We start from the raw sequence: 21,752 nt of genomic DNA on the forward strand, positions 1-21,752 counted from the left end.
GGCGCCACGACGGCGCGGAGGAAAGGTGGTCCGTCGCGTGACGTTCACACCCAATCAGCCGGATCACCAACGCGCCTTCGGGTTTCAGCCGCCGTCGACCCGCACGATTCCCTCCCTCATGCCCGACCGTTACGGACCTAGCCTCATCGGATCGCTGTGGGCGTGCGCCGGGATCGTCGCCGGAAGCCTCGGCCCGTGGACGTCGTCCTCCGCCCTCGACCACAGTGGTACCGACGAATGCGGAGTGATCACACTCGTCCTCGCTCTGGGCGCGGTAACCGCGCTGATCACCCTCATGGTTCGGGACGTCACGCCCGAGATGAAGAATCACTGCACGGGACCGCTGGTGGGAATCGCCGTCTTGATCGTTGCCGTCGGAAACGCCGCGTCCATTGTGCGACGTAGTACCGAGGTCGCAGGGCACACCGCCGGACCGTCCATCGGGTGGGGATTGTGGGTGGTCATCGCGTCCGCAGTGATCCTGTGCATCACGTCGTCGACCGTCGCGCACATGATCAGGTTTCAGGCAGCAATGATCACAAGGTCTTGATCAGACCGCCGTCGATCACGAAATCCGCGCCCGTCACGTTCCCCGCGCGATCGCTGGCGAGGAACAACACCAGGTCCGCTACCTCTTCGGGAAAACTGAAGCGGCCGGTCTCGGCGCCGGCGGCGGCACTTTCGACGATATCGTCGGCGGCTGAACCATTCGCCTTCGCCAGCATCGAGGCCACTCCGTGCTTGCCGAGCCACAACTCCGTCTGCACCGGACCAGGGCTGACGGTATTGACGCGGATACCGTTCCCGCCCAGTTCTTTCGACAACGACTTCGAGAAGTTGGTCAACGCCGCTTTGGCGGCGCTGTAGTCGATCACCGTGGGGTCAGGCAAGAATGCGTTGACCGAACTGATCGTCACGATGCTCCCGCCACCTCGGCGGATCAACTCCGGCAGCGCAGCGCGAACAGTGCGTACAGCCGACAAGAACGTCAGATTGAACGACGACGCCCACTCTTCGTCCGTGATAGCCGCGAAGCCGCTCGTTCTCGGAGTGACGGCGCCGACGTTGTTGACCAAGATGTCGACGCCGCCCCTCGCTGCTGCAACCTCGAGCAGTCGGGTAGATCCTTCGACACTCGCGAGGTCGACGCCGACAAAGGTGACGGCGCCGCCGAACTGCAGCGATTCGAGTTCCGGCGAGAGCGTCCGCGAGCCCGCGACGACGTGGACTCCCTCGGCCACCAAGGCCCGAGTGATCGCCAACCCGATACCTTTTCCCGCGCCGGTAACCACGGCAGTTCGTCCGTCCAATTGCAGATCCACTGCGGTCCCCGTTCGGTCCGGTGCGCAGCGTTGGGTGTGCGTGCGACAGCTCTAGAGTCGCCGCACGCACACCCTGGTAAACCTGCAGAACCAGCCGCTGTTACCTAGCCACTGTTACGAAGCGCAGTGGCCAGGCCGTTCATCGTCAGCTGGATACCCCGACGCACCTGATCGCTCTCGTCGCCGGAACGGTACCGACGGATCAGCTCGACCTGTAGATGGTTGAGAGGTTCGAGGTACGGGAACCGGTTGTGAACCGAACGCTCGAGGCCCGAGTTGTCGGCAAAGAGGTTCTCGTTGCCTGTGATTGCCTTGTACATGCGAATTGTGCGTTCGTGCTCGTCGGTGATCATTCCGAAGACTCGATCGCGCAGTTCGGCGTCGGGCACGAGGTCCGCGTAGCGGGCCGCCAAACCGAGATCAGACTTCGACATCACCATGGCCATGTTCGAGAGCACGGTTCGGAAGAACGGCCACTTCTCGTACAGGGCCGTCAACGTGGCAAGCCGAGTGTCGTCTCCGTCTATCCATCTTTCGAACGCGGCGCCGGTTCCGTACCAACCCGGAAGCATCACGCGAGACTGACTCCACGAGAGCACCCAGGGAATGGCACGCAGATCGGAAATCGCCTTGGTCTGCTTGCGAGAGGCCGGACGAGAGCCGATGTTGAGTGCTCCGATCTCGGCGACCGGTGTCGACGCTTCGAAGTACTGCACGAATCCTGGTGTGTCGTGCACCAATTCGCTGTACGCGGTACGGGCGAGTGCCGCCAACTCGTCCAACACCGCGTAGGCCGCATCTGCGTCGCTGCCAAGACCTTCGACATCGAGCAACGTCGACTCGATAGTCGCGGCGATGAGTGTTTCGAGGTTGCGGTGCGCCAGACGCGGTTCGGCGTACTTGGCCGCAATCACCTCACCCTGCTCGGTGATTCGCAGAGAACCAGCGACTGCGCCGGGGGGCTGCGCGAGAATCGCTTCGTAGCTCGGTCCGCCGCCACGTCCGACGGTTCCGCCGCGGCCGTGGAAGAGCCTCAACCTGATTCCGCTCTTACGCGCGGCATCGACGAGGTCGAGTTCGGCACGGTACAGCGCCCAGTTGGCGGCCAAGTACCCGCCGTCCTTGTTCGAGTCGGAGTACCCGAGCATCACTTCCTGACTGTCACCGCGCGAACGGACGATCGCACGATAGATCGGGATGTCGAGCGTCGCCAGCAATGTGTCGGCGCCGCCCTGCAGATCCTCGATCGTCTCGAACAACGGGACGATGCCGATCGGGCAGGAGGGTTCGCTACCGACGCCCGGATCGAGCACCCCGACCTCTTTGAGCAGCACCGCAGCTTCGAGCATGTCGCTGACCGAGGTACACATGCTGATGATGTAGTTGGGTACTGCGCCCGCTCCGAGAACCCGCACTGCCTTGGCGCCGGCCGCCATGATGGCCAGTTCCTTGGTGGTCAATTCGCTGAACTCGGCGTCCGGCGAAGTCAGTGGTCGCCGCGTCGTCAACTCGGCCGACAGCAGTTCGACTCGATCGGCTTCCGGCAAGGACGTGTAGTCCGGGTGAACTCCGGCCCACGCCAGAAGTTCTGCGACGACGCTTTCGTGTACCTCGGAGTTCTGCCGCATGTCCAGACCGGACAGGTGAAAGCCGAACACCTCCACCGCTTCTCGGAGCCGATCGAGTCGATCGTCGGCGATGGTCTCGTCGCCGAAACGACGCAACGAGGTGTCGATGATTCCGAGATCCCGCTGCAGCTGTGCCGGGTCGGTGTACGCCTCGAGTCCGTCGTCGGAGCCGTGGGCGGGCAACTCCCCCAGCACCGTCAGTGCGGTTGCGCTCAATCGCCCGCGGATGCCGCGAATCGCGCGACGGTACGGCTCGTCGGCCCGGAATGCAGAATCGTCGCCGGAGGTAGACGCCAGCAGATCGAGTTCGGGCGTGACGGACACCAGCCGCGCCGACATCGACAGTTCACGCTCGAGATGTTCGAGTTCCTCGAGATGATGCTCGAGAGCAGTCGCCGCAGCGCGCGACGTGGCGCGCTGGACGATTTCGCCGGTCACGTACGGATTGCCGTCCCGGTCACCGCCAATCCACGAACCCGGCCTCAGGATCGGTTCCGGCAGGAGCCCGGCGTCCGGCCAACGCGTTCGTAGAGCTTTGCGGACCTCGGCATTGATCTTCGGAATCACCTCGAACAACGCCGCGTCGTAGTAGCGCAGGCCTACCTCGATTTCATCCTGGATACGGAGGCGGCTGAGCCGGATCAGAGCCGTCTGCCACAGGGTCAGGATCTGACGGCGCAATTGCAGATCGACATCAGCGGTTTCTGCGACGCTCAGCGCCGTGCGCTCGCGGTATCGCATCAACTCGGTGATCCGACTCTGCGTCTCGAACACCGTGCGGCGTCGAGTCTCCGTCGGGTGAGCGGTGATGACGGGTGAGACCAGGGCGCCCCGCAGCGCTTCTTCGACGGTAGCCGAATCGATATCGGCTGCATCGAGTTTGGTGTACGTGGCGGCGAGAGTGCTGTCGCGGGGCGGTTCACCCGCGTTGACGTGGATGGCCCGTCGACGCTCGCGGTGGATGTCCTCGGCCAGGTTGGCGAGCAGCGCGAAGTGACTGAACGCACGAATGACGGGAATGGCGTCGTCCGTACTGATTTCGGCGAACAGCGACACCAGTTCGGCGCGGTCGATCTCCGACCGACGGACTCGGAACGACTCGACACGGGCTCGCTCGACCAGATCGAAAACATTGTCGCCGGCTTGCTCTCGCACTATTTGTCCGAGTATTCCGCCGAGAAGCCGGATGTCTTCGCGCAGCGGCTCGGTGGCCTCTCGCGGTGTTTCTCGATGCGACGCGGTTTCAGTCATCACTCAATTATCGACCGAAACAAAGAACCCCGCTCGATAGGCGGGGTTCCGTGTCTGAAATTCGTGTGTGAAAAACTACCGGCTGCAAGTCATGAGCCGAGAATCAGGCGAACTTGATCTCCAGGCCGATGCCGACGATCGAAATGAGCCAGATCAACGCGGTGAAGACCGTCAACCGGTCGAGGTTCTTCTCGACAACAGTCGATCCGGACAGGCTGGACTGGACACCGCCACCGAACAGACTCGACAAACCGCCGCCCTTACCGCGGTGCAGGAGCACCAAGGCGATGAGGAGCAAGCTGGTGATGACCAGCAGGATATCCAGGAACAGTTTCATGTCTGTCTACGTCCACCAATCCAATAGGGACAACTACAACCGATAACACCATACAGGCGCGCACAGATAGCCTGACCACATACCCGCCTCGCACATGACTTTGCACCCGGCCAGGCACGACTCTTGGTCAGTGGCATCGATCACACTGTCGAGATACCGATTCAGTAGTTTTTCAGTTGACGCGACTCTACCTCCGAAAGGCCGGCTCCATGCTTTCCGACACTGCCCTGCCCGACACTGCCCTGCCCGACATACCCTTGCCCGACACACCACGTCTGGCTTCGATTCACAACTTCCGCGACGTGGCCGGCCCCGGGTACGTCACGACCAGCGGACAGGCGATGAGCCGCGGAGTTTTCTACCGCGCAAACGTGCTGACGCCCTCGCCTGAGGATCTTGCGATCGTGGAATCGCTGGGGCTGACTGCCGTCTACGACGTGCGCTCCGAAACCGAAGCGAACGAAACTCCCGACACCGTGCCTACGCCGGCTATGTACGCCCACATTCCCATCCTGTCCGGCAACATCCACGCCGAAGCGATGGCTCTCCGAACAGCGGACGCTGCAACAGCTTTCATGCAGAACATCAATCGCAGCTTTGTCGCAGACCCGGTCACTCGCAGCGGATTCTCGCAGTTGTTCGCCGCCCTGGCCACTACCGCCGGGCCGCAACTCTTCCACTGCACGGCAGGCAAGGACCGAACAGGCTGGGCAGCAGCACTACTGCAAACACTCGCCGGTGTACCGCGCGAAACGATCATGGCGGACTACCTGCTCACGAATACGTACTCGGCCGAGTACATCGATGCGACGGTCGCAACGATCGCCGCCGCCACAGATGCAGACAAGGGCGAGGTGATCCGGTTGCTGCTGTCCGTCGACGCAAGTTACCTGGGCGCTGCCTTCGAGCAGGTGGAACACCACTACGGGACCGTCGAGAACTATCTGACCACCGGGTTGGACCTTGCTCCCGAACTCGTCGGCGCTTTGGAAACCAAACTCGTGCGCTGAATCCGGCGAATCAAAAAACTGCGGGCGTGTGACCTACTCGGTCACACGCCCGCAGTTCAGTGTCATGCAGTAACAGTGTCCTGCAGTTTCCAGCTCACGACCCGATCACATCACGGGAGTGGACCGCCTGCAGCGATCGCAGACAGTGTCGCGAACTCGTCAGCCTTGAGCGACGCGCCGCCGACCAGAGCGCCGTCGACGTCGGTCTGGCCGACGATCTCTCCGACGTTCTTGGAGCTGACGCTGCCGCCGTACAGAACGCGAACGCCGGCTGCGACCTCGGCGTCGGCAAGTTCGGCAACTGTTGCTCGTACCGCAGCGCACACTTCCTGTGCATCGGCGGCAGAAGCGACCCGGCCGGTGCCGATGGCCCAGACAGGTTCGTACGCGATGACGATCTTGGAGATCTCCTCCGCGCTCAGGCCCGCCAATGAACCCTTGAGCTGGTCGACGTTGTAGGCAACGTGATCGCCCGCTTCGCGGATCTCGAGGCCTTCACCGATGCACACGATCGGCGTGAGGCCGTTCTTGAGAGCGGCCTTGGTCTTGGCGAGGACGGTCTCGTTGGTCTCACCGTGAAGGGTGCGACGCTCCGAGTGGCCGACCACGACGAAGGTGCATCCGAGCTTGGCCAGCATGGAGCCGCTGATCTCGCCCGTGAACGCACCCGAGTCCTGAGCCGAGACATCCTGCGCGCCGTACGTGAGGAGGAGCTTGTCGCCCTCGATCAGCGTCTGGACGCTACGGATGTCGGTGAACGGCGGGATGACCGTGACGTCCACTTTGTCGAAGTACTTCGCAGGCAAGGAGAAAGCGATCTTCTGCACCAGGGCGATAGCCTCGAGGTGGTTCAGATTCATCTTCCAGTTGCCGGCGATCAACGGCTTACGTGCCATGTCGGATCAGCCTTCCAGTACTGCGATGCCAGGCAGCTCTTTGCCCTCGAGGTACTCGAGGGAAGCGCCACCACCGGTGGAAATGTGCGAGAAGCCCTCGTCCGGGATACCGAGCTGACGAACGGCTGCTGCGGAGTCGCCGCCGCCGACGACGCTGAAGGCGCCCTTCTCGGTTGCCTCCACGATTGCCTCGGCGACACCGCGGGTGCCTGCCTCGAACTTCGGGAACTCGAACACGCCCATCGGGCCGTTCCAGAACACCGTCTTGGCGCCGGTCAGGATCGCGGCAAAGCGCTTGACCGACTCCGGTCCGATGTCCAGTCCCATCCAGCCGTCGGGAATCTTGTCGAACGGAACGATCTTCGACTCGGCATCGGCCGAGAAGGAGTCCGCGACGACAACATCCTGAGGGATGTGGATGACGTCGGCGTACCGGTCGAGGAGACCCTTGCAGGTCTCGATCATGGACTCTTCGCACAGCGAATTGCCCACGGAGACACCCTGAGCCGCGAGGAACGTGTAGAACATTCCGCCGCCGATCACCAGAGTGTCGACCTTCGGTGCCAGTGCCTCGATGACGGCCAGCTTGTCCGAGACCTTGGAGCCACCGAGCACCACCGCGTACGGACGCGCAGCGTCCTGCGTGAGCTTGGCGAGCACCTCGACCTCGGCGCCGACCAGGTAACCGGCGTAATGCGGGAGCAGCTTCGCGACGTCGAAGACCGACGCCTGCTTACGGTGAACAACACCGAATCCGTCGGAGACGAATGCGCCGTCGTCACCGACCAGCTCGACGAGAGCCTTGGCGAGCTTGACCCGCTCGGCTTCGTCCTTGCTGGTCTCGCGAGGGTCGAAACGGATGTTCTCGAGCATCAGGACGTCACCATCGGTGAGTCCTTCGGAACGAGCCAGCGCGTCCTGTCCCACGACGTCACCGGCGAGTTGCACGTTGCGACCGAGGATTTCGGCCAACTTCGCGGCAACCGGTGCGAGGGAGAACTTGGGATCGGGCTGACCGTCGGGGCGCCCGAGGTGCGCGGTCACGATGACCTTCGCTCCACCCTCGGCAAGTGCCCGCAGGGTGGGAGCGGACGCGACGATGCGGCCCGGGTCCGTGATTTCTCCGCCATCCAACGGGACGTTGAGGTCGGAACGCACCAGTACGGTGCGCCCCTCGACCCCAGCGTCCAGCAGATCCTTCAGCGTCTGAACTGCCACTGTTATCGAAACTCCGCTCAGAGAGACTTGGCGACGAGGCCGATGAGGTCGGCGAGGCGGTTGGAGTAGCCCCACTCGTTGTCGTACCAGGAAACGATCTTGACCTGGTCGTCGATGACCTTCGTCAGACCCGAGTCGAAGATCGACGAGTGCGGGTCGGTGACGATGTCCGAGGAGACGATCGGTGCGTCGGTGTACTTCAGGATGCCCTTGAGGGGTCCTTCGGCAGCGGCCTTCATCGCGGCGTTGATCTCGTCGGCGGTAGCCGACTTCTTCAGGTTCGCGGTGAGGTCGGTGACCGAGCCCGTGGGGATCGGCACGCGCAGTGCGTAGCCGTCGAGCTTGCCGAGCAGCTGCGGGAGAACCAGGCCGATTGCCTTGGCTGCACCGGTGCCGGTGGGAACGATATTGAGGGCAGCTGCGCGGGCGCGACGGAGGTCTGCGTGCGGAGCGTCCTGCAGGTTCTGATCCTGGGTGTACGCGTGGATCGTGGTCATCAGACCCTTGACGATGCCGAACTCGTCGTCGAGAACCTTGGCGATGGGGCCGAGGCAGTTGGTGGTGCACGACGCGTTGGAGATGATGTTCTGGCTGCCGTCGTACTTGTCGTCGTTGACGCCCATGACGATGGTGATGTCTTCACCCTTGGCCGGAGCCGAGATGATGACCTTCTTGGCGCCGGCTTCGAGGTGTCCCTTGGCCTTTGCGGCGTCGGTGAAGATGCCGGTGGACTCGACGACGACGTCGACGCCCAGCTCGCCCCAGGGAAGCTCGTTCAACGGGCCGCGGTGTGCGAGGGCCTTGATGCGCTGATCGCCGACGACGATCGTGTCGTCACCGTCGAGCGACACGTCGTACGGCAAACGGCCGAGGATGGAGTCGTACTTCAGCAGGTGAGCGAGCGTCGCGTTGTCAGTCAGGTCGTTGACTGCCACGATCTCGATATCGGTGGTTCCGAGCGCCTTCTGCGCATCCACCGCCCTGAAGAAGTTACGTCCGATACGGCCGAAACCGTTTACGCCAACCCGGACAGTCACAATTCGCTCCTTTGACCATGATTCTGGTGTGCAACTTGACCCACGCATACTCCGAATCCGTGTGTGCACGACGCGGACGTGGGGTTCATCGGTCGATGTGACTCATACCCTAATGCGCGTGGCCCGAACGTGCGCAGCCCACCCTGACGGAGGGCAGGTCACCCCTCTTCGAGTAGCTCCACATTCACTGCGGATTCGGTGTCGGGTATGCCCGTTTCCTTGGCCTTGCGATCAGCCATGGACAGCAGGCGACGGATACGTCCGGCAACGGCGTCCTTGGTCATCGGCGGGTCGGCCAACTGGCCGAGTTCTTCGAGGGACGCCTGCCGATGCTCGACGCGCAGTGCGCCCGCCGCCGCGAGGTGATCGGGCACGTCCTCGCCGAGGATCTCCAACGCACGCTCGACGCGCGCAGCAGCCGCAACGGCAGCGCGAGCAGAGCGTCGCAGGTTTGCGTCGTCGAAATTGGCGAGACGATTGGCGGTGGCGCGGACCTCGCGTCGCATCCGTCGCTCCTCCCACACCAGGCGTGTGTCCTGGGCTCCCATTCGGGTCAGGAGATCGCCGATGGCCTCACCGTCGCGGATCACCACACGATCCGTTCCGCGAACCTCACGTGCCTTCGCCGAGATCCCCAGACGCCGCGCAGCTCCGACCAGAGCAAGTGCAGCTTCCGGGCCGGGGCAGCTCACTTCGAGCGCCGACGAACGGCCGGGTTCGGTCAGGGAACCGTGCGCGAGGAACGCACCGCGCCAAGCTGCTTCGGCGTCGCCGACACTTCCGCCGACGACCTGCGCAGGCAAGCCGCGAACCGGGCGCCCGCGAAGATCGAGCAGTCCCGTCTGGCGCGCGAGGGCCTCACCCTCCTTCGCCACACGCACGATGTAGCGAGCGGATTTTCGAAGCCCGCCCGCACTGAGTACGTGAACATCGGCACTGTAGGTGAACAGGTCGAAAATCTCCCGGCGCAGACGTCGCGCCGTGGAGCCCAGATCCACCTCTGCTTCGACGACCACCCGGCCGCCGACGATGTGGAGCCCACCGGCAAAGCGCAGCAACGCGGAGACCTCTGCCTTGCGGCAGCTGACCTGAGTCACCACTAACCGGCTCAGTTCGTCCTTGACCTCCGCTGTCATTGCCACGAAGCGTTCTCCCTCTGTTCTTCGGATTGCTGTTCTTGCAGGGAAGACTGTGTCGAATCCCCTACTGCCGCACTGCTCGACAGTTCAGCCAGTACATCGGCCAGTTTTGCCGGATCGTGTACATGCGCTGCGCCCGGTGAGGTGTCCGCGACATCCGCGTACCTGACTTCGGCTGAAAATTGATCCGCCGCACGCTGCAGATGTTCACGTTCACGCCCGGCCGGTACCGACGCCGAGTCGACCACCACGTAGTCGACCCGAAAATCGGGCACGTGTTGGGAGAGTACGTGCAGGTGACGCTCTGCGGAGAATCCGGCGGTCTCCCCCGGCTCGGGTGCGAGATTGAGCACCAGCACCTTTCGAGCATTCGTCGACGACAGTGATTCGACAAGTTCGGGTACCAGTACGTGCGGGATCACGCTCGAGAACCACGATCCCGGGCCGAGAACCACGAGATCGGCACGATCGATCGCAGTCACAGCCTCGGGACACGCGGGCGGGTTGGACGGGAGCAGTCTCACACGCCGAACCTTGCCCGGCGTGGTCGCGACGGCGACCTGTCCACGAATGCAGCGGCTGACGCGTGGGTCCTCTTCGAGTCCTTGAACGTCGGCTTCGATCTCGAGCGCGATCGGCGACATCGGCAGCACGCGGCCACGGATTCGCAGCAGTCGCGCCATCTCGTCGAGCGCGACGACCGGATCGCCGAGCACCTCGGTGAGTCCGGCCAGGATGAGATTGCCCACCGAGTGCCCGGCAAGTGCGCCGACACCGCCGAAGCGATGCTGAATGGTCCGAGTCCAGTCGACTATCTCGGGTTCGTCCGACGCGAGAGCCGCGAGCGCCATCCGGAGGTCACCGGGCGGGATGACGCCGAGTTCGGCGCGCAGCCGGCCCGACGAACCACCGTCGTCGGCGACCGTGACCACTGCGGTGACGTCGACCGTCAGGCGTCTGACGGCCTGGAGCGTGGCGAACAATCCGTGCCCGCCGCCGAGCGCGACGATGGCCGGCCCATCTGGCTTCTCCCGCGAGCTATGTGTCGGTTCACTCATTCGCGCCCCAGATCCCGGTGCACGATGCTGACCGAGATGTCGTCCTCGGAACCCAAACGCCTCGCGAGAGCTTCGGACATGGCCACGCTTCGGTGCTTACCGCCGGTGCACCCGACCGCAATTGTCATGTAGCGCTTTCCTTCTCGCCGATATCCGGCGATCGTCAAATCGACCAGATGTCGGTAGGTGTCTAGGTAGTCTTCCGCGCCCTCGCGGGACAACACGTAGTCGCGGACGTCGGCATCCTGACCGGTGTGCGGGCGAAGTTCCGGGATCCAGTGGGGATTGGGCAGGAATCGAACGTCACAGACGAGATCGGCGTCCATCGGCAGGCCGTACTTGAATCCGAACGACTGGACCGTCACCTTCATCGTGCGGTTGGCATCGTTCCCGAACGCCGTTTCGATCTTCTGACGCAGCTGATGTGCCTTCAGCGCCGACGTGTCGATGACCAGATCGGCGGCCGCCTTCACCACGGCCAACTGCCGACGCTCGGCTGCGATCCCTTCGGACAACGTGCCGTCGATGCCGTCGTTCTGCAACGGATGACTGCGGCGCACCTGTTCGAACCGTCGGATCAACACGTCGTCGGACGCTTCGAGGTACAGCACCCGAGTGTGGATCGGCTCCGCCTCGAGTTCGGTGAGCACCCACCCGAGATCGCCGGTGAAGAGTCGACTCCGCACGTCGATCACGACGGCGAGACGATCGACCGGCGGATCGGAGGTCAAGCTCAGACCGACCATCCGGGAAATGAGCTCAGGTGGCAAATTGTCCGCGACATACCAGCCGAGGTCTTCGAGCACCTTGGCAGCGGTACTCAAACCGGCTCCGGACAATCCCGTCACCAGCAGGAAATCCATCGTTCGACTGTCTTTGGCGCTGTCGGTAGTCACTGTGCACTCGGCCCCGTCGTCGGCATGGACAATTCTCGCGACTCGGAGCCCTCGTCACCGCTACCGGATTCGGCGCTGGGCGCGTCAGCAGAGGTAACAGACGATTCGGATTCCTTGTCCAGCTCATCATCCCCTACCGCGGCTGGCAGCGCTCGAGCTTCAGCACCCGCATCGGTTGCAGCCGAATCCGTGCCGAGTGCGGCCAGAACTGCTGTGGCTGTGGTCTCACCGATACCGGGGACCTGCATAATCTCCTCGACCGTTGCCGTTTTCAGCTTCGCCACGGAACCGAAGTGAGCCACCAGAGCAGTACGGCGAGTTTCACCGAGCCCCTTGACCGAGTCCAGAGCCGAAGCCGTCATCCGCCTCGAGCGCTTGCTGCGATGGAACGTGATCGCGAAGCGGTGGGCTTCGTCTCGGATGCGTTGCAGGAGGTACAACGACTCGCTCGTTCGGGGAAGGATGACCGGATCGTCTTCCCCCGGTACCCACACCTCTTCGAGTCGCTTGGCCAAGCCGACTACCGCAACGTCGGTGACCCCCAGCTCGTCGAGGACCGCCGCTGCGGCCGTGACCTGGGGGGCGCCGCCGTCCACGACGAACAGATTGGGTGGATAGGCGAACCGCCGAGGCCGGCCCGTCGCCGGGTCGATCGCCGCTTCGGGAGCCAGATCCCCACCGTCCGCGTCCATGGTCGACGCCGACGCAGCGAGAATGCCCAGGTCGCGGTTGTGTCGCAGGAACCGCCTGCGAGTGATCTCGGCGATACTCGCCACGTCGTCGGAATGACCGTCGCCGGCAGCTTCCTTGATCGCGTAATGGCGGTAGTCCGACTTACGCGGGAGCCCGTCTTCGAACACGACCAGTGACGCCACGACGTCGGTTCCCTGGACGTGACTGATGTCGATGCATTCGATTCGTAGCGGAGCCGAGTCCAGGTCCAGTGCTTCCTGGATGCCCTGAAGCGCCGCAGAACGCGAGGTGAAATCGCCGGCGCGCTTGAGCTTGTGCTGCGCCAGAGCCTCTTTCGCGTTTCGCTGGACCGTTTCGGCGAGGTCTTTCTTGTCGCCGCGTTGCGGAACCCGCAGTTGCACTTGCGATCCCCGAAGCTTGCTCAGCCACGCCTGGATCTCGGTCGCGTTGGCGGGCAGGACCGGCACGAGAACTTCCTTGGGAACGGCGCTGATCCCGGCCTCGGAGCCCGCTCCCGGGTCGAGTGCCGCCTGCTCCCCGTAGAACTGGGTGAGGAACTGCTCGACCAGGATCGGCAGGTCGGACTCGGCGTCGAGTGCGGCCCAGTCGATGGCATCGCCTGCCTTCTCCACGACCCATCCACGCTGACCCCGCACGCGTCCGCCGCGCACGTGGAACACCTGAACGGCGGCTTCGAGATCATCGGTGGCAAAGGCGACGAGATCGGCGTCGGTGCCGTCACCGAGTACGACGGCCTGCTTCTCGAGCGCCTTGCGCAAAGCCCCGATATCGTCACGCAGACGGGCTGCAGTCTCGAAATCGAGGTCCTCGGAAGCCTGCTGCATGCGCTTTTCGAGATCTTTGACCAGCTTGTCCGTGCGGCCGGCGAGGAAGTCGCAGAAATCTTCGACGATCTGACGATGCTCCTCGGCGCTGACTCGTCCGACGCAGGGCGCCGAGCACTTGTCGATGTAACCGAGCAGACACGGCCGGCCGATCTGGTTGTGTCGTTTGAAGACTCCGGACGAGCACGTTCGTGCGGGAAATACTCGCAGCAGCAGATCGAGTGTTTCGCGAATCGCCCAGGCATGCGAGTAGGGACCGAAGTAGCGGACGCCCTTGCGCCGCGGACCGCGGTAGACGAACAGCCGCGGGAACTCTTCGTTGAGCGTCACGGCGAGGACCGGATACGTCTTGTCGTCGCGGTACCGCACGTTGAACCGCGGATCGAATTCCTTGATCCAGTTGTACTCGAGCTGAAGCGCTTCGACTTCGGTACTGACGACGGTCCACTCGACGCTGCCGGCGGTGGTCACCATCTGCCGAGTACGGGGATGAAGTGTCGTGACGTCCGCGAAGTACGAGTTCAAACGTGAACGGAGGCTTTTCGCCTTTCCGACGTAAATGACCCGACCATGCGGATCGCGAAATTTGTAGACGCCCGGCGCAGCCGGAATGGTTCCGGTAGCGGGGCGGTAAGTCGAGGGATCCGGCACGGTTTCAGGTTAGTCGCCGCCACCGACCGACTCGGAAACGCGCAGGATGCGGGCACCGAACCGGTCGGAAGACGTCAGTTGCTCTTGTGCGCGACCGGTGCGTAGCGGTCGGCCAGTTCGCGGAACTTGCCGACCGTGTCGACGGCGTACTCACGGTCGTTGGACTGGATCGCCATCACTGCCATGTACTCGTCGTCGGGCAATTCGATGCGTGCCCAGGCGGCGCCGTCGGGGAACGAGAGTCCCTCGAACAGATCCCAGTCGACGATCTTCTCGCCCAAGATGTTTCGTACGGCGATCCCCTGCTTGCCCACCTTGACCCGGGGCCGCGTCAACATCAGTACACCGAGAGCCAGAATGGTGCCGATGCCTGCCATCGCAAGTTGGTCCGCGGCTCGGAAGTACACGCCGGTGGACCCCTGGCGGAGCAGGAGTGCAAGTGTGACGTGAACGATCACCAGGAGGACAGCAACTCCGATCGCGTATCGCGTCGACTTACGCGGTGACGCAATCAGTTCCCAGTTCTCGTTGTCGCCGGGTGTACTCATCGAAACGAATCCTCGGTCCATGGTGCTCGGAGATGGCGCAGGGTCACTGCGGTGTCCAGTGCGGCGGCGCAGGCCTGTGCGCCCTTGTCCTCGACGCTACCCGGCAGCCCCGAACGGTCAAGAGCCTGCTGCTCGGTGTCGGTGGTCAGGACACCGTTCCCCACGGGAGTGCTTTCGTCGAGTGAGACGCGTGTAAGGCCCGCGGTGACCGCGTCACACACGTACTCGAAGTGCGGCGTGCCGCCGCGGATGACAACACCGAGTGCGACGACGGCGTCGTGCGTGCGCGCCAATGCCTGCGCAACGACCGGCAGTTCGATCGCACCGGCGACACGGACCAGTGTCACGTCCTTGATCTGTGCCTCCTGCGCGACGCGCTGCGCGCCGGCGATCAGAGCCTCGGAGATCGTCGCGTGCCACTGCCCGGCAACGATCGCCAGCTTCAGATCCTTGGCCTCGGCGATCGCGAGCTGCGGCTGACCTTCGCCGCTCACAGTGCGGTTCCCGGCTGTGCGGTGTTCTGGTTCGCCTCGTACTCGTCCAGTCCGATCAGATCGTGACCCATCCGATCTCGCTTGGTGCGCAAGTAGGTGAGGTTCTCCGCATTCGCGCGCAGCGGCATCGGAACGCGATCGGTGATCTGCAGGCCGTAGCCGTCCAGACCCACACGCTTGGCCGGGTTGTTGGTCAGCAGACGCATCGACGAGATCCCCAGATCGACGAGGATCTGCGCACCGATGCCGTAGTCGCGGGCGTCCGCCGGTAGCCCGAGTTCGAGATTGGCGTCGACTGTGTCGGAACCGGCGTCCTGGAGCTGGTAGGCCTGCAGCTTGTGCATGAGCCCGATGCCACGACCCTCGTGTCCGCGCATGTACAGGACAACGCCGCGGCCTTCCTGGGCGACCATGTCCAGTGCGGCGTCGAGCTGTGGGCCGCAATCGCACCGCAGCGAACCGAAGACGTCGCCGGTGAGGCACTCGGAGTGAACGCGGACGAGTACGTCGCTACCGTCTCCGTCGGGGCCTGCGATGTCGCCGCGCACCAGCGCAACGTGCTCGACCTCGTCGTAGATACTCGTGTACCCGACAGCGGTGAACTCACCGTGGCGGGTGGGGATACGGGCCTCGGCGATGCGCAGTACGTGCTTCTCGTGCTTGCGACGCCACGCGATGAGGTCCGCGATCGAGATCAGAGCAAGGTTGTGTTCGTCGGCGAAGACTCGCAACTCGTCGGTCTGAGCCATCGCGCCTTCGTCCTTCTGGCTGACGATTTCGCAGATGACGCCGGCGGGACGCAGGTCCGCCATGCGGGCGAGGTCGACTGCAGCTTCCGTGTGGCCCGGACGACGCAGCACTCCGCCTTCCTTCGCGCGGAGCGGAACGACGTGGCCGGGACGAGTGAAATCGTTGGCACCGGATTCGGGGTTTGCGAGCAGACGCATCGTCGCAGCGCGGTCCGACGCCGAGATGCCGGTACCGATTCCCTCACGGGCGTCGACGGTCACGGTGTAGGCGGTGCCGTGCTTGTCCTGGTTGGTGGCGTACATCGGGGGCAGGCCCAGCCGATCGCAATCGTCACCGTCGAGCGGCACGCACAGGTAGCCGGAGGTGTACCTGACCATGAACGCCACCAGTTCCGGGGTGGCTTTCTCGGCGGCGAAGATGAGGTCGCCCTCGTTCTCGCGATCCTCGTCGTCCACGACGACAACAGCTTTACCTGCAGCGATATCTGCTACTGCGCGCTCGATACTGTCGAACCTGGTCACGTGCTCGCACTCCAAAGTCTTGACTTTTAACATCATCGAATACAACAAGTGCATCCGACGGATGCACTGACAACCCTACGACCAATCGGACGGGTCCGATCAGCCTGGTCCTACCGACCGGCAGAGTGAAGCCGCTCGACGTACTTGGCGATCACGTCCACCTCGAGGTTGACCGGCGTACCGACCACAGCGGTTCCGAGCGTCGTCAACTCGAGCGTTGTCGGGATCAGCGAGATCTCGAAGTACTCGAACCCGCGGTCGCCACCCAGCGCGGAGACCGTCAGCGAGACTCCGTCGACAGTGATCGAACCCTTCTCCACCACGTATCGGGAAATGGAGTCCGGCAGTGCGATCCGCACTACCTCCCAGTTCTCGGAAGGCGAGCGGGAAATGACGTGGCCAGTTCCGTCGACGTGCCCTTGAACCAAGTGGCCGCCGAGTCGACTGTTCAGCGCCGCGGCGCGCTCGAGGTTGACGCGAGAGCCGACATCCAACTTCGCCAGGCTCGAGCGGTTCAGCGTTTCCTGCATGACGTCTGCGGTGAACGAACCGTCGGCAAGCACATCGACGACCGTCAGGCACACGCCGTTGACCGCGATCGAATCGCCGTGACCAGCGTCGGAGGTGACCAGTGGCCCGCGCACCGTGAAGCGTGCAGCATCGACCAGTTCTTCCTTGGCGACAATTTCGCCGAGTTCTTCCACAATTCCTGTGAACACGCGCCCTACTCCTCGTTCCCCGGAGCAGAACTCTCCGGAACCAGACTCAACAAAATATCGGGGCCGATCGTTACCGCGGACTCCAAACGAAATCGGTGGGCGTCGGTGATGGTGTGCACTCCGGCATCGACGAGCGCGGAAGCGCCCGCGCCGAGCAGTATCGGAGCGATGTACGCCTCGATGACGTCGACATATCCGGCGGCGAGGAATGCTCCGGCCAGACGGGGCCCACCCTCGAGCAGTACGTCTGTGTACTCCCCCAACGCCTCGACTACTTCGTCGATGTTGTCGGTGTTGAGCACCAAAGTCGGTGCGGTGTCATCGAGAACGCTTGCCGTCGAAGGTATTTCACGCTTTCCGACGACGACGCGTACGGGCTGATGCGCCGCGAGCTCACCGGTGGGCTGACGCGCCGTCAGCCACGGATCATCGGCGAACACGGTGCCGGTGCCGACCACGATCGCATCGATCTGCGCCCGCTGAGCATGCACGCGCGCCCTCGCCTGCGGACCGGTGATCCACTGACTCGTTCCGTCCTCGGCAGCGCTGCGTCCGTCCAGACTGGCCGCGTACTTCCACGTGATGTGCGGGCGACCGGTGCGCTGTTTGTGCAGCCAGGCTCGCAGTGGACCAGCTTCCACCTCGGGTGCTCTCAGTCCGGCCGTGACGCTGATTCCAGCGCGCATGAGCGTCGCTGCGCCGCCGGAAGCCTCGGGATTGGGATCACCGACTGCGTAGACGACCGCCGAGACCCCGGCGTCGATCAATGCCTGCGAGCAAGGGCCGGTTCGCCCCTGGTGATTGCACGGTTCCAGTGTCACCACGGCCGTTCCACCACGTGCCGCATCGCCAGCCTCGTCGAGAGCCACGACCTCCGCGTGCGGTCCACCGGGCGGTTGCGTCATACCGACGCCCGCGATGGTGCCGTCGGCGGCGAGGATGACAGCGCCGACCGGCGGGTTGGGGCTGGTGAATCCGCGCGCAGAATCGGCTGCGGCCAGCGCAATCTGCATCGCGGCGTCAAGATCAGCCGTCGACGCCTGTCCACCCTTTGCCATCGAGCGGCTCAGACCGACAGCGTCAGGTGCGGCGACGCCGAGGCGGCCTGCGCGCGTAGCTTGCGCACCGCCTCACCGGGATCACTCGCCCCGTACACCGCCGAACCGGCGACGAAGCAGTCGATCCCTGCTTCAGCGGCCTGCTCGATCGTGGAAGCGTTGATGCCGCCGTCGATTTCGACGAGGAGCGTCAGCTCACCCGAGTCGACGAGCTTTCGAACTGCGCGTGCCTTGTCGAGCACCTGAGGCATGAAGGACTGACCACCGAATCCGGGTTCGACGCTCATGATCAAGAGGGTGTCGAAGTCCTTGAGGATTTCCAGGTAGTCGTCGATCGGGGTTCCAGGCTTGATGCTCAGCCCCGCCTTGGCACCAGCTGCACGAATATCGCGGGCAACCGAACGCGGGTCGTCGGTGGCCTCGGCGTGGAACGTGACGTTGTACGCACCGGCCTCGGCGTACGGCGGCGCCCAGCGCTCCGGATTCTCGATCATGAGATGGCAGTCGAGAGGAATGTCCGTCGCCTTCAGCAGACTCTCGACCACCGGCAGACCCAGCGTGAGATTGGGAACAAAATGCGCGTCCATCACGTCGACGTGAAGCCAGTCGGAGCCGGACACGGCAGTCGCTTCATCGGCGAGTCGAGCAAAATCTGCGGACAAAATGGACGGTGCAATCATCGGGGAAGCCACGCCGCCGAGTTTAGCTGTGACTCATCGCCGACCGTGCATGCACATCGGCTGTGACTCATCGCCGACCGTGCATGCACATCGGAGCCGGTGAAATCCGATCAGTTCTTGACGACGGTGCGGAGCTTTCGCACCTTGGCGGGCGCCTTGATCCGCCACGCATCTTCGAGCATCTCACCCAACTGCACCTCGTCGATCAGTTCGAGGTGCACGAGGATCGATCCGTGCCCGTGATAGTGATCTGTGGTGAAGAAAGCCGCCCCGCCACTGGCGAGTAGCGCCTCCTTCTCGTCCAGACCGCACATCACGACCAAAGCGCCCTCCGCTTCGGTGCGGAGCCGCGCAAAAGTTTTACCTGCCACCTTGAGTGCCGGGGTGTTGTACGAGGTCGACTCTTCCACGGAGGGAAGAGCCGAACCCAGTACTACAACCTGTTCCCACGTAACCATGTAGGCACCATACGACTACCGATGCCCAGAAGTCATCCGATCAGGCCAGCGGCTTGCGCAAAGCGGCCATGAACATAGCGTCCGTGCCGTGTCGATGCGGCCACAACTGAACCGACGATCCGTCGCCGACGTCCGGGACACCTGGCACCAATTCCTTGGTGTCGAGTTCCACGACGCCATGACGCCGCACCGCATCGGCGACCACTGCCAGCGTTTCCGACAAGTGCGGCGAGCACGTGGAGTACAGCACCACTCCGCCGGGGCGAACCAGTTCGATTGCGGCAGCAAGCAATTCACGCTGCAACTTCACGAGCGGAGCCACATCGGACGGCTGGCGACGCCAACGTGCCTCCGGGCGCCGACGCAGCGCACCCAACCCGGTGCAGGGAGCGTCGACGAGGATGCGGTCGTATCCGGGTTCGAGCCCGGATTCGCGGCCGTCCGCCACGTGTACGTCCACGGGAAGCTCGCGAGTGGTCTTGCGAATCAACTCGGCACGGTGTTCGACCGGCTCGACGGCGTCGAGTCGACCACCTTCGATGCCGGCAAGAGCACCGAGAAGTGCCGCTTTTCCTCCTGGACCTGCGCAGAGATCGAGCCAGCGTCCGGAGTCTTCACCTTCGAGAGGAGCAATGCTGAGGGCGCGGGCAACCAGCTGACTGCCCTCGTCCTGCACTCCTGCCAGGCCTTGGCGGACCGCCTCGAGTTGTCCGGGGTCACCGCCGTCGAGATGCACGGCGTACGGCGAGTACGGCCCGATCTCGCCGCCGGTCACCAGTGCGAGCTCCTCGGCGGAGATCTCACCGGGGCGGGCGACGAGGTGCACGGCGGGGCGGGCGTCGTCGGCGATCAGGACGTCTTCGAGCTCTCCGGCTGCAGCGCCGAGCGAGTCGGCAAATACCTGCGCGATCCACAGGGGATGCGCGTGCTCGAAGGCGAGTCGGCCGACCGGGTCCTTCGGGGCTAGCAGCTCGACCCACTCGTCCTGGGTGCGTTCGGAAACACGGCGCAGGACCGCGTTGACGAATCCTGCTCGGCCCTGGCCGTTTTCGGCGCGAACGAGGTCGACCGAGGTGGCAACAGCAGCGTGCGGTGCGACACGAGTACGCAGTAGTTGGTACGAGCCGAGTCGGAGTACATCGAGCAGGGTTCCGTCGATCTCTTCGATCGGCCGACCCGCCGCATGCGCGATCACCGCATCCAGGAGGCCCTGAGCACGTGCCGCGCCGTACGCGAGTTCGGTCGCCAGCGCCGCATCGCGTGCGTCGAGTTTGCGGTCACGCAGGAGCCCGGGCAGAACCAGGTTCGCGTATGCGTCACGTTCACGGACCGCGCGCAGGACGTCGCGCGCAGCCAGGCGCGGTTGATCGAGCCCGGCGGTTGCCGGATCCGGCCGCTTGGCCTGCTTCGGCTTGGTGTTCTTGCCGCCGGTTGCATTCTTGGCTCCGGGACCCTGTGTCCGCCGTGCCGGTCGTCGTGATTCGGTCACTGTGCTCGTACCTCCGCGTCGAGTCGGGCACCGCGTGCCCAGTCCCCTGCCGACATCAATTTCTTGCCCGGGGGCTGAATCTGCCCGAGTCGTACCGCGGTGGTCGCGGTACCGATGTACAGACCATCCTTGCGTACCGAGATCTCACCGACTGCCAGGGTCTCGTCCGTAACGGTGACCGGGCCGACCTTGACTCGAAGATCACCGATCATCGTCCATGCCCCAGGCGCGGGTGTGACTGCTCGGATGTGCCGGTCCACCGTGCGAGCGGGCAATTCCCACCGCACGCGGGCCGCGTCCACAGTCACCTTGGGGGCGTACGAGACGCCGTCGGCAGACTGCGGAACCGCGTTGATCTCTCCTGCCTCCAGGCCGTCGAGTACCGATTCGAGCAGGGCAGCGCCGTTTTCCGCCAGACGCCCGAGCAGGTCGCCTGCCGTATCGGTGTCGCGAATCCGCTCGGTCATCACTCCGTACACGGGGCCGGTATCCATGCCGGCTTCCAAACGGAACGCACTGGCGCCCGTCACCTCGTCACCGGCACTGATCGCGGCCTGCACCGGCGCGGCGCCGCGCCACGCCGGAAGCAGCGAGAAATGCAGATTGACCCAACCGTATTTCGGAATGTCGAGGACGTTCTGCGGCAACAGGTTTCCGTAGGCGACGACGGGTGCGCAGTCCGGTTCCAGGCGGGCGAGTTCGGCTGCGAAGTCGGGATCGGACGCCTTGACCGGTGTCAGGACCGGGATGCCGTGCTCGTCGGCAAGCAGACCGATCGGCGAGCGGGTGACTTTGCGACCGCGGCCCGCCACAGCGTCCGGACGCGTGACGACGGCTACCACTTCGTGGTTGGCAGACTCGATGAGACGCCGCAGCGAAGGAACCGCGGGTTCGGGCGTTCCGGCGAACACGACGCGCATGTCAGCTCTCCCGTTTCGTTGGGCTCTTCGGACTCTGATCAGCCGATCGGCCTGTCGAACGCGGTGGACTGCAACTCACGAAAATGCTCCCGGATGTGTCGGTGGGTGGAACTGTCAGTCTAAGGACTGCGGGA

Annotated in this window: 21 protein-coding genes; 2 read left to right on the plus strand and 19 right to left on the minus strand. The window is 63.9% G+C overall.

Features of this window, described 5'->3' with window-relative positions; genetic code table 11:
• Positions 1-37: 37 nt before the first annotated feature.
• Positions 38-550, plus strand: coding sequence for a hypothetical protein (locus AC2ETI_RS01180; protein WP_483633470.1), 513 nt, complete (start codon positions 38-40; stop codon positions 548-550).
• Here AC2ETI_RS01180 and AC2ETI_RS01185 read toward each other — a convergent pair.
• The 3 genes from AC2ETI_RS01185 to secG all read right to left on the minus strand — a co-directional run bounded on the left by AC2ETI_RS01185 (position 537) and on the right by secG (position 4,538).
• Positions 537-1,322 carry an oxidoreductase gene (locus AC2ETI_RS01185; protein ID WP_483633471.1) on the minus strand — a complete coding sequence of 262 codons (786 nt, stop codon included), beginning with the start codon at positions 1,320-1,322 and terminating at the stop codon, positions 537-539. The genes AC2ETI_RS01180 and AC2ETI_RS01185 overlap by 14 nt on opposite strands.
• 104 nt (positions 1,323-1,426) lie before the next feature.
• Positions 1,427-4,201, minus strand: a complete 2,775-nt coding sequence (gene ppc / locus AC2ETI_RS01190; protein ID WP_029538096.1) for a phosphoenolpyruvate carboxylase — start codon at positions 4,199-4,201, stop codon at positions 1,427-1,429.
• A gap of 103 nt (positions 4,202-4,304) precedes the next feature.
• Complete coding sequence (secG, locus tag AC2ETI_RS01195) at positions 4,305-4,538, minus strand: preprotein translocase subunit SecG (RefSeq protein WP_003944946.1); 234 nt, start codon at positions 4,536-4,538, stop codon at positions 4,305-4,307.
• Between the two features lie 209 nt (positions 4,539-4,747).
• On the opposite strand from secG, the gene AC2ETI_RS01200 reads away from it, so the two are divergent.
• The gene (locus AC2ETI_RS01200; RefSeq protein ID WP_317831942.1) at positions 4,748-5,548 is read left to right on the plus strand and encodes a tyrosine-protein phosphatase; all 801 of its coding nucleotides are present in this window, start codon (positions 4,748-4,750) and stop codon (positions 5,546-5,548) included.
• Positions 5,549-5,658: 110 nt separating this feature from the next.
• Here the strand turns inward: AC2ETI_RS01200 and tpiA are convergent, their stop codons facing one another.
• The 16 genes from tpiA to fmt all read right to left on the minus strand — a co-directional run bounded on the left by tpiA (position 5,659) and on the right by fmt (position 21,618).
• A complete protein-coding gene (gene tpiA / locus AC2ETI_RS01205) occupies positions 5,659-6,444 on the minus strand; it encodes a triose-phosphate isomerase (protein WP_019748390.1) in 786 nt (261 codons plus the stop codon).
• 6 nt (positions 6,445-6,450) lie between these two features.
• Positions 6,451-7,662: a phosphoglycerate kinase gene (locus AC2ETI_RS01210; protein WP_019748389.1), complete on the minus strand. Its 1,212-nt coding sequence runs from the start codon at positions 7,660-7,662 to the stop codon at positions 6,451-6,453.
• Positions 7,663-7,679: 17 nt separating this feature from the next.
• Positions 7,680-8,699, minus strand: coding sequence for a type I glyceraldehyde-3-phosphate dehydrogenase (gene gap / locus AC2ETI_RS01215; protein WP_003944851.1), 1,020 nt, complete (start codon positions 8,697-8,699; stop codon positions 7,680-7,682).
• 158 nt (positions 8,700-8,857) lie between these two features.
• A complete protein-coding gene (gene whiA, locus AC2ETI_RS01220; RefSeq protein ID WP_021344225.1) occupies positions 8,858-9,835 on the minus strand; it encodes a DNA-binding protein WhiA in 978 nt (325 codons plus the stop codon).
• Positions 9,832-10,896, minus strand: a complete 1,065-nt coding sequence (locus AC2ETI_RS01225) for a gluconeogenesis factor YvcK family protein (RefSeq protein ID WP_019748388.1) — start codon at positions 10,894-10,896, stop codon at positions 9,832-9,834. The genes whiA and AC2ETI_RS01225 overlap by 4 nt, the downstream gene beginning before the upstream one ends.
• A complete protein-coding gene (gene rapZ, locus AC2ETI_RS01230; RefSeq protein WP_003944872.1) occupies positions 10,893-11,792 on the minus strand; it encodes an RNase adapter RapZ in 900 nt (299 codons plus the stop codon). The genes AC2ETI_RS01225 and rapZ overlap by 4 nt, the downstream gene beginning before the upstream one ends.
• Positions 11,789-13,981, minus strand: coding sequence for an excinuclease ABC subunit UvrC (gene uvrC, locus AC2ETI_RS01235; protein ID WP_264614510.1), 2,193 nt, complete (start codon positions 13,979-13,981; stop codon positions 11,789-11,791). The genes rapZ and uvrC overlap by 4 nt, the downstream gene beginning before the upstream one ends.
• Positions 13,982-14,055: 74 nt before the next feature.
• On the minus strand, positions 14,056-14,529 hold the full coding sequence (locus AC2ETI_RS01240; protein ID WP_007727982.1) for a PH domain-containing protein: 474 nt from the start codon (positions 14,527-14,529) through the stop codon (positions 14,056-14,058).
• A complete protein-coding gene (ribH, locus tag AC2ETI_RS01245) occupies positions 14,526-15,023 on the minus strand; it encodes a 6,7-dimethyl-8-ribityllumazine synthase (RefSeq protein ID WP_003944999.1) in 498 nt (165 codons plus the stop codon). The genes AC2ETI_RS01240 and ribH overlap by 4 nt, the downstream gene beginning before the upstream one ends.
• Positions 15,020-16,294, minus strand: a complete 1,275-nt coding sequence (locus AC2ETI_RS01250) for a bifunctional 3,4-dihydroxy-2-butanone-4-phosphate synthase/GTP cyclohydrolase II (RefSeq protein WP_003944833.1) — start codon at positions 16,292-16,294, stop codon at positions 15,020-15,022. The genes ribH and AC2ETI_RS01250 overlap by 4 nt, the downstream gene beginning before the upstream one ends.
• A 110-nt stretch (positions 16,295-16,404) precedes the next feature.
• Entirely contained in the window at positions 16,405-17,013 is a 609-nt protein-coding gene (locus AC2ETI_RS01255) for a riboflavin synthase (protein WP_003944892.1), read from the minus strand.
• A gap of 5 nt (positions 17,014-17,018) precedes the next feature.
• Positions 17,019-18,071, minus strand: coding sequence for a bifunctional diaminohydroxyphosphoribosylaminopyrimidine deaminase/5-amino-6-(5-phosphoribosylamino)uracil reductase RibD (gene ribD / locus AC2ETI_RS01260; RefSeq protein WP_019748385.1), 1,053 nt, complete (start codon positions 18,069-18,071; stop codon positions 17,019-17,021).
• An 8-nt stretch (positions 18,072-18,079) separates the two neighbouring features.
• Positions 18,080-18,763 carry a ribulose-phosphate 3-epimerase gene (gene rpe / locus AC2ETI_RS01265; RefSeq protein ID WP_019748384.1) on the minus strand — a complete coding sequence of 228 codons (684 nt, stop codon included), beginning with the start codon at positions 18,761-18,763 and terminating at the stop codon, positions 18,080-18,082.
• A 98-nt stretch (positions 18,764-18,861) separates the two neighbouring features.
• On the minus strand, positions 18,862-19,209 hold the full coding sequence (locus tag AC2ETI_RS01270; protein ID WP_483633472.1) for an MmcQ/YjbR family DNA-binding protein: 348 nt from the start codon (positions 19,207-19,209) through the stop codon (positions 18,862-18,864).
• Positions 19,210-19,249: 40 nt separating this feature from the next.
• Positions 19,250-20,698 carry an RsmB/NOP family class I SAM-dependent RNA methyltransferase gene (locus AC2ETI_RS01275; RefSeq protein WP_019748382.1) on the minus strand — a complete coding sequence of 483 codons (1,449 nt, stop codon included), beginning with the start codon at positions 20,696-20,698 and terminating at the stop codon, positions 19,250-19,252.
• A complete protein-coding gene (fmt, locus tag AC2ETI_RS01280; RefSeq protein WP_020907709.1) occupies positions 20,695-21,618 on the minus strand; it encodes a methionyl-tRNA formyltransferase in 924 nt (307 codons plus the stop codon). The genes AC2ETI_RS01275 and fmt overlap by 4 nt, the downstream gene beginning before the upstream one ends.
• Positions 21,619-21,752 lie beyond the last annotated feature (134 nt).

It is taken from the genome of Rhodococcus sp. MurmanLake-1, from assembly GCF_056945715.1.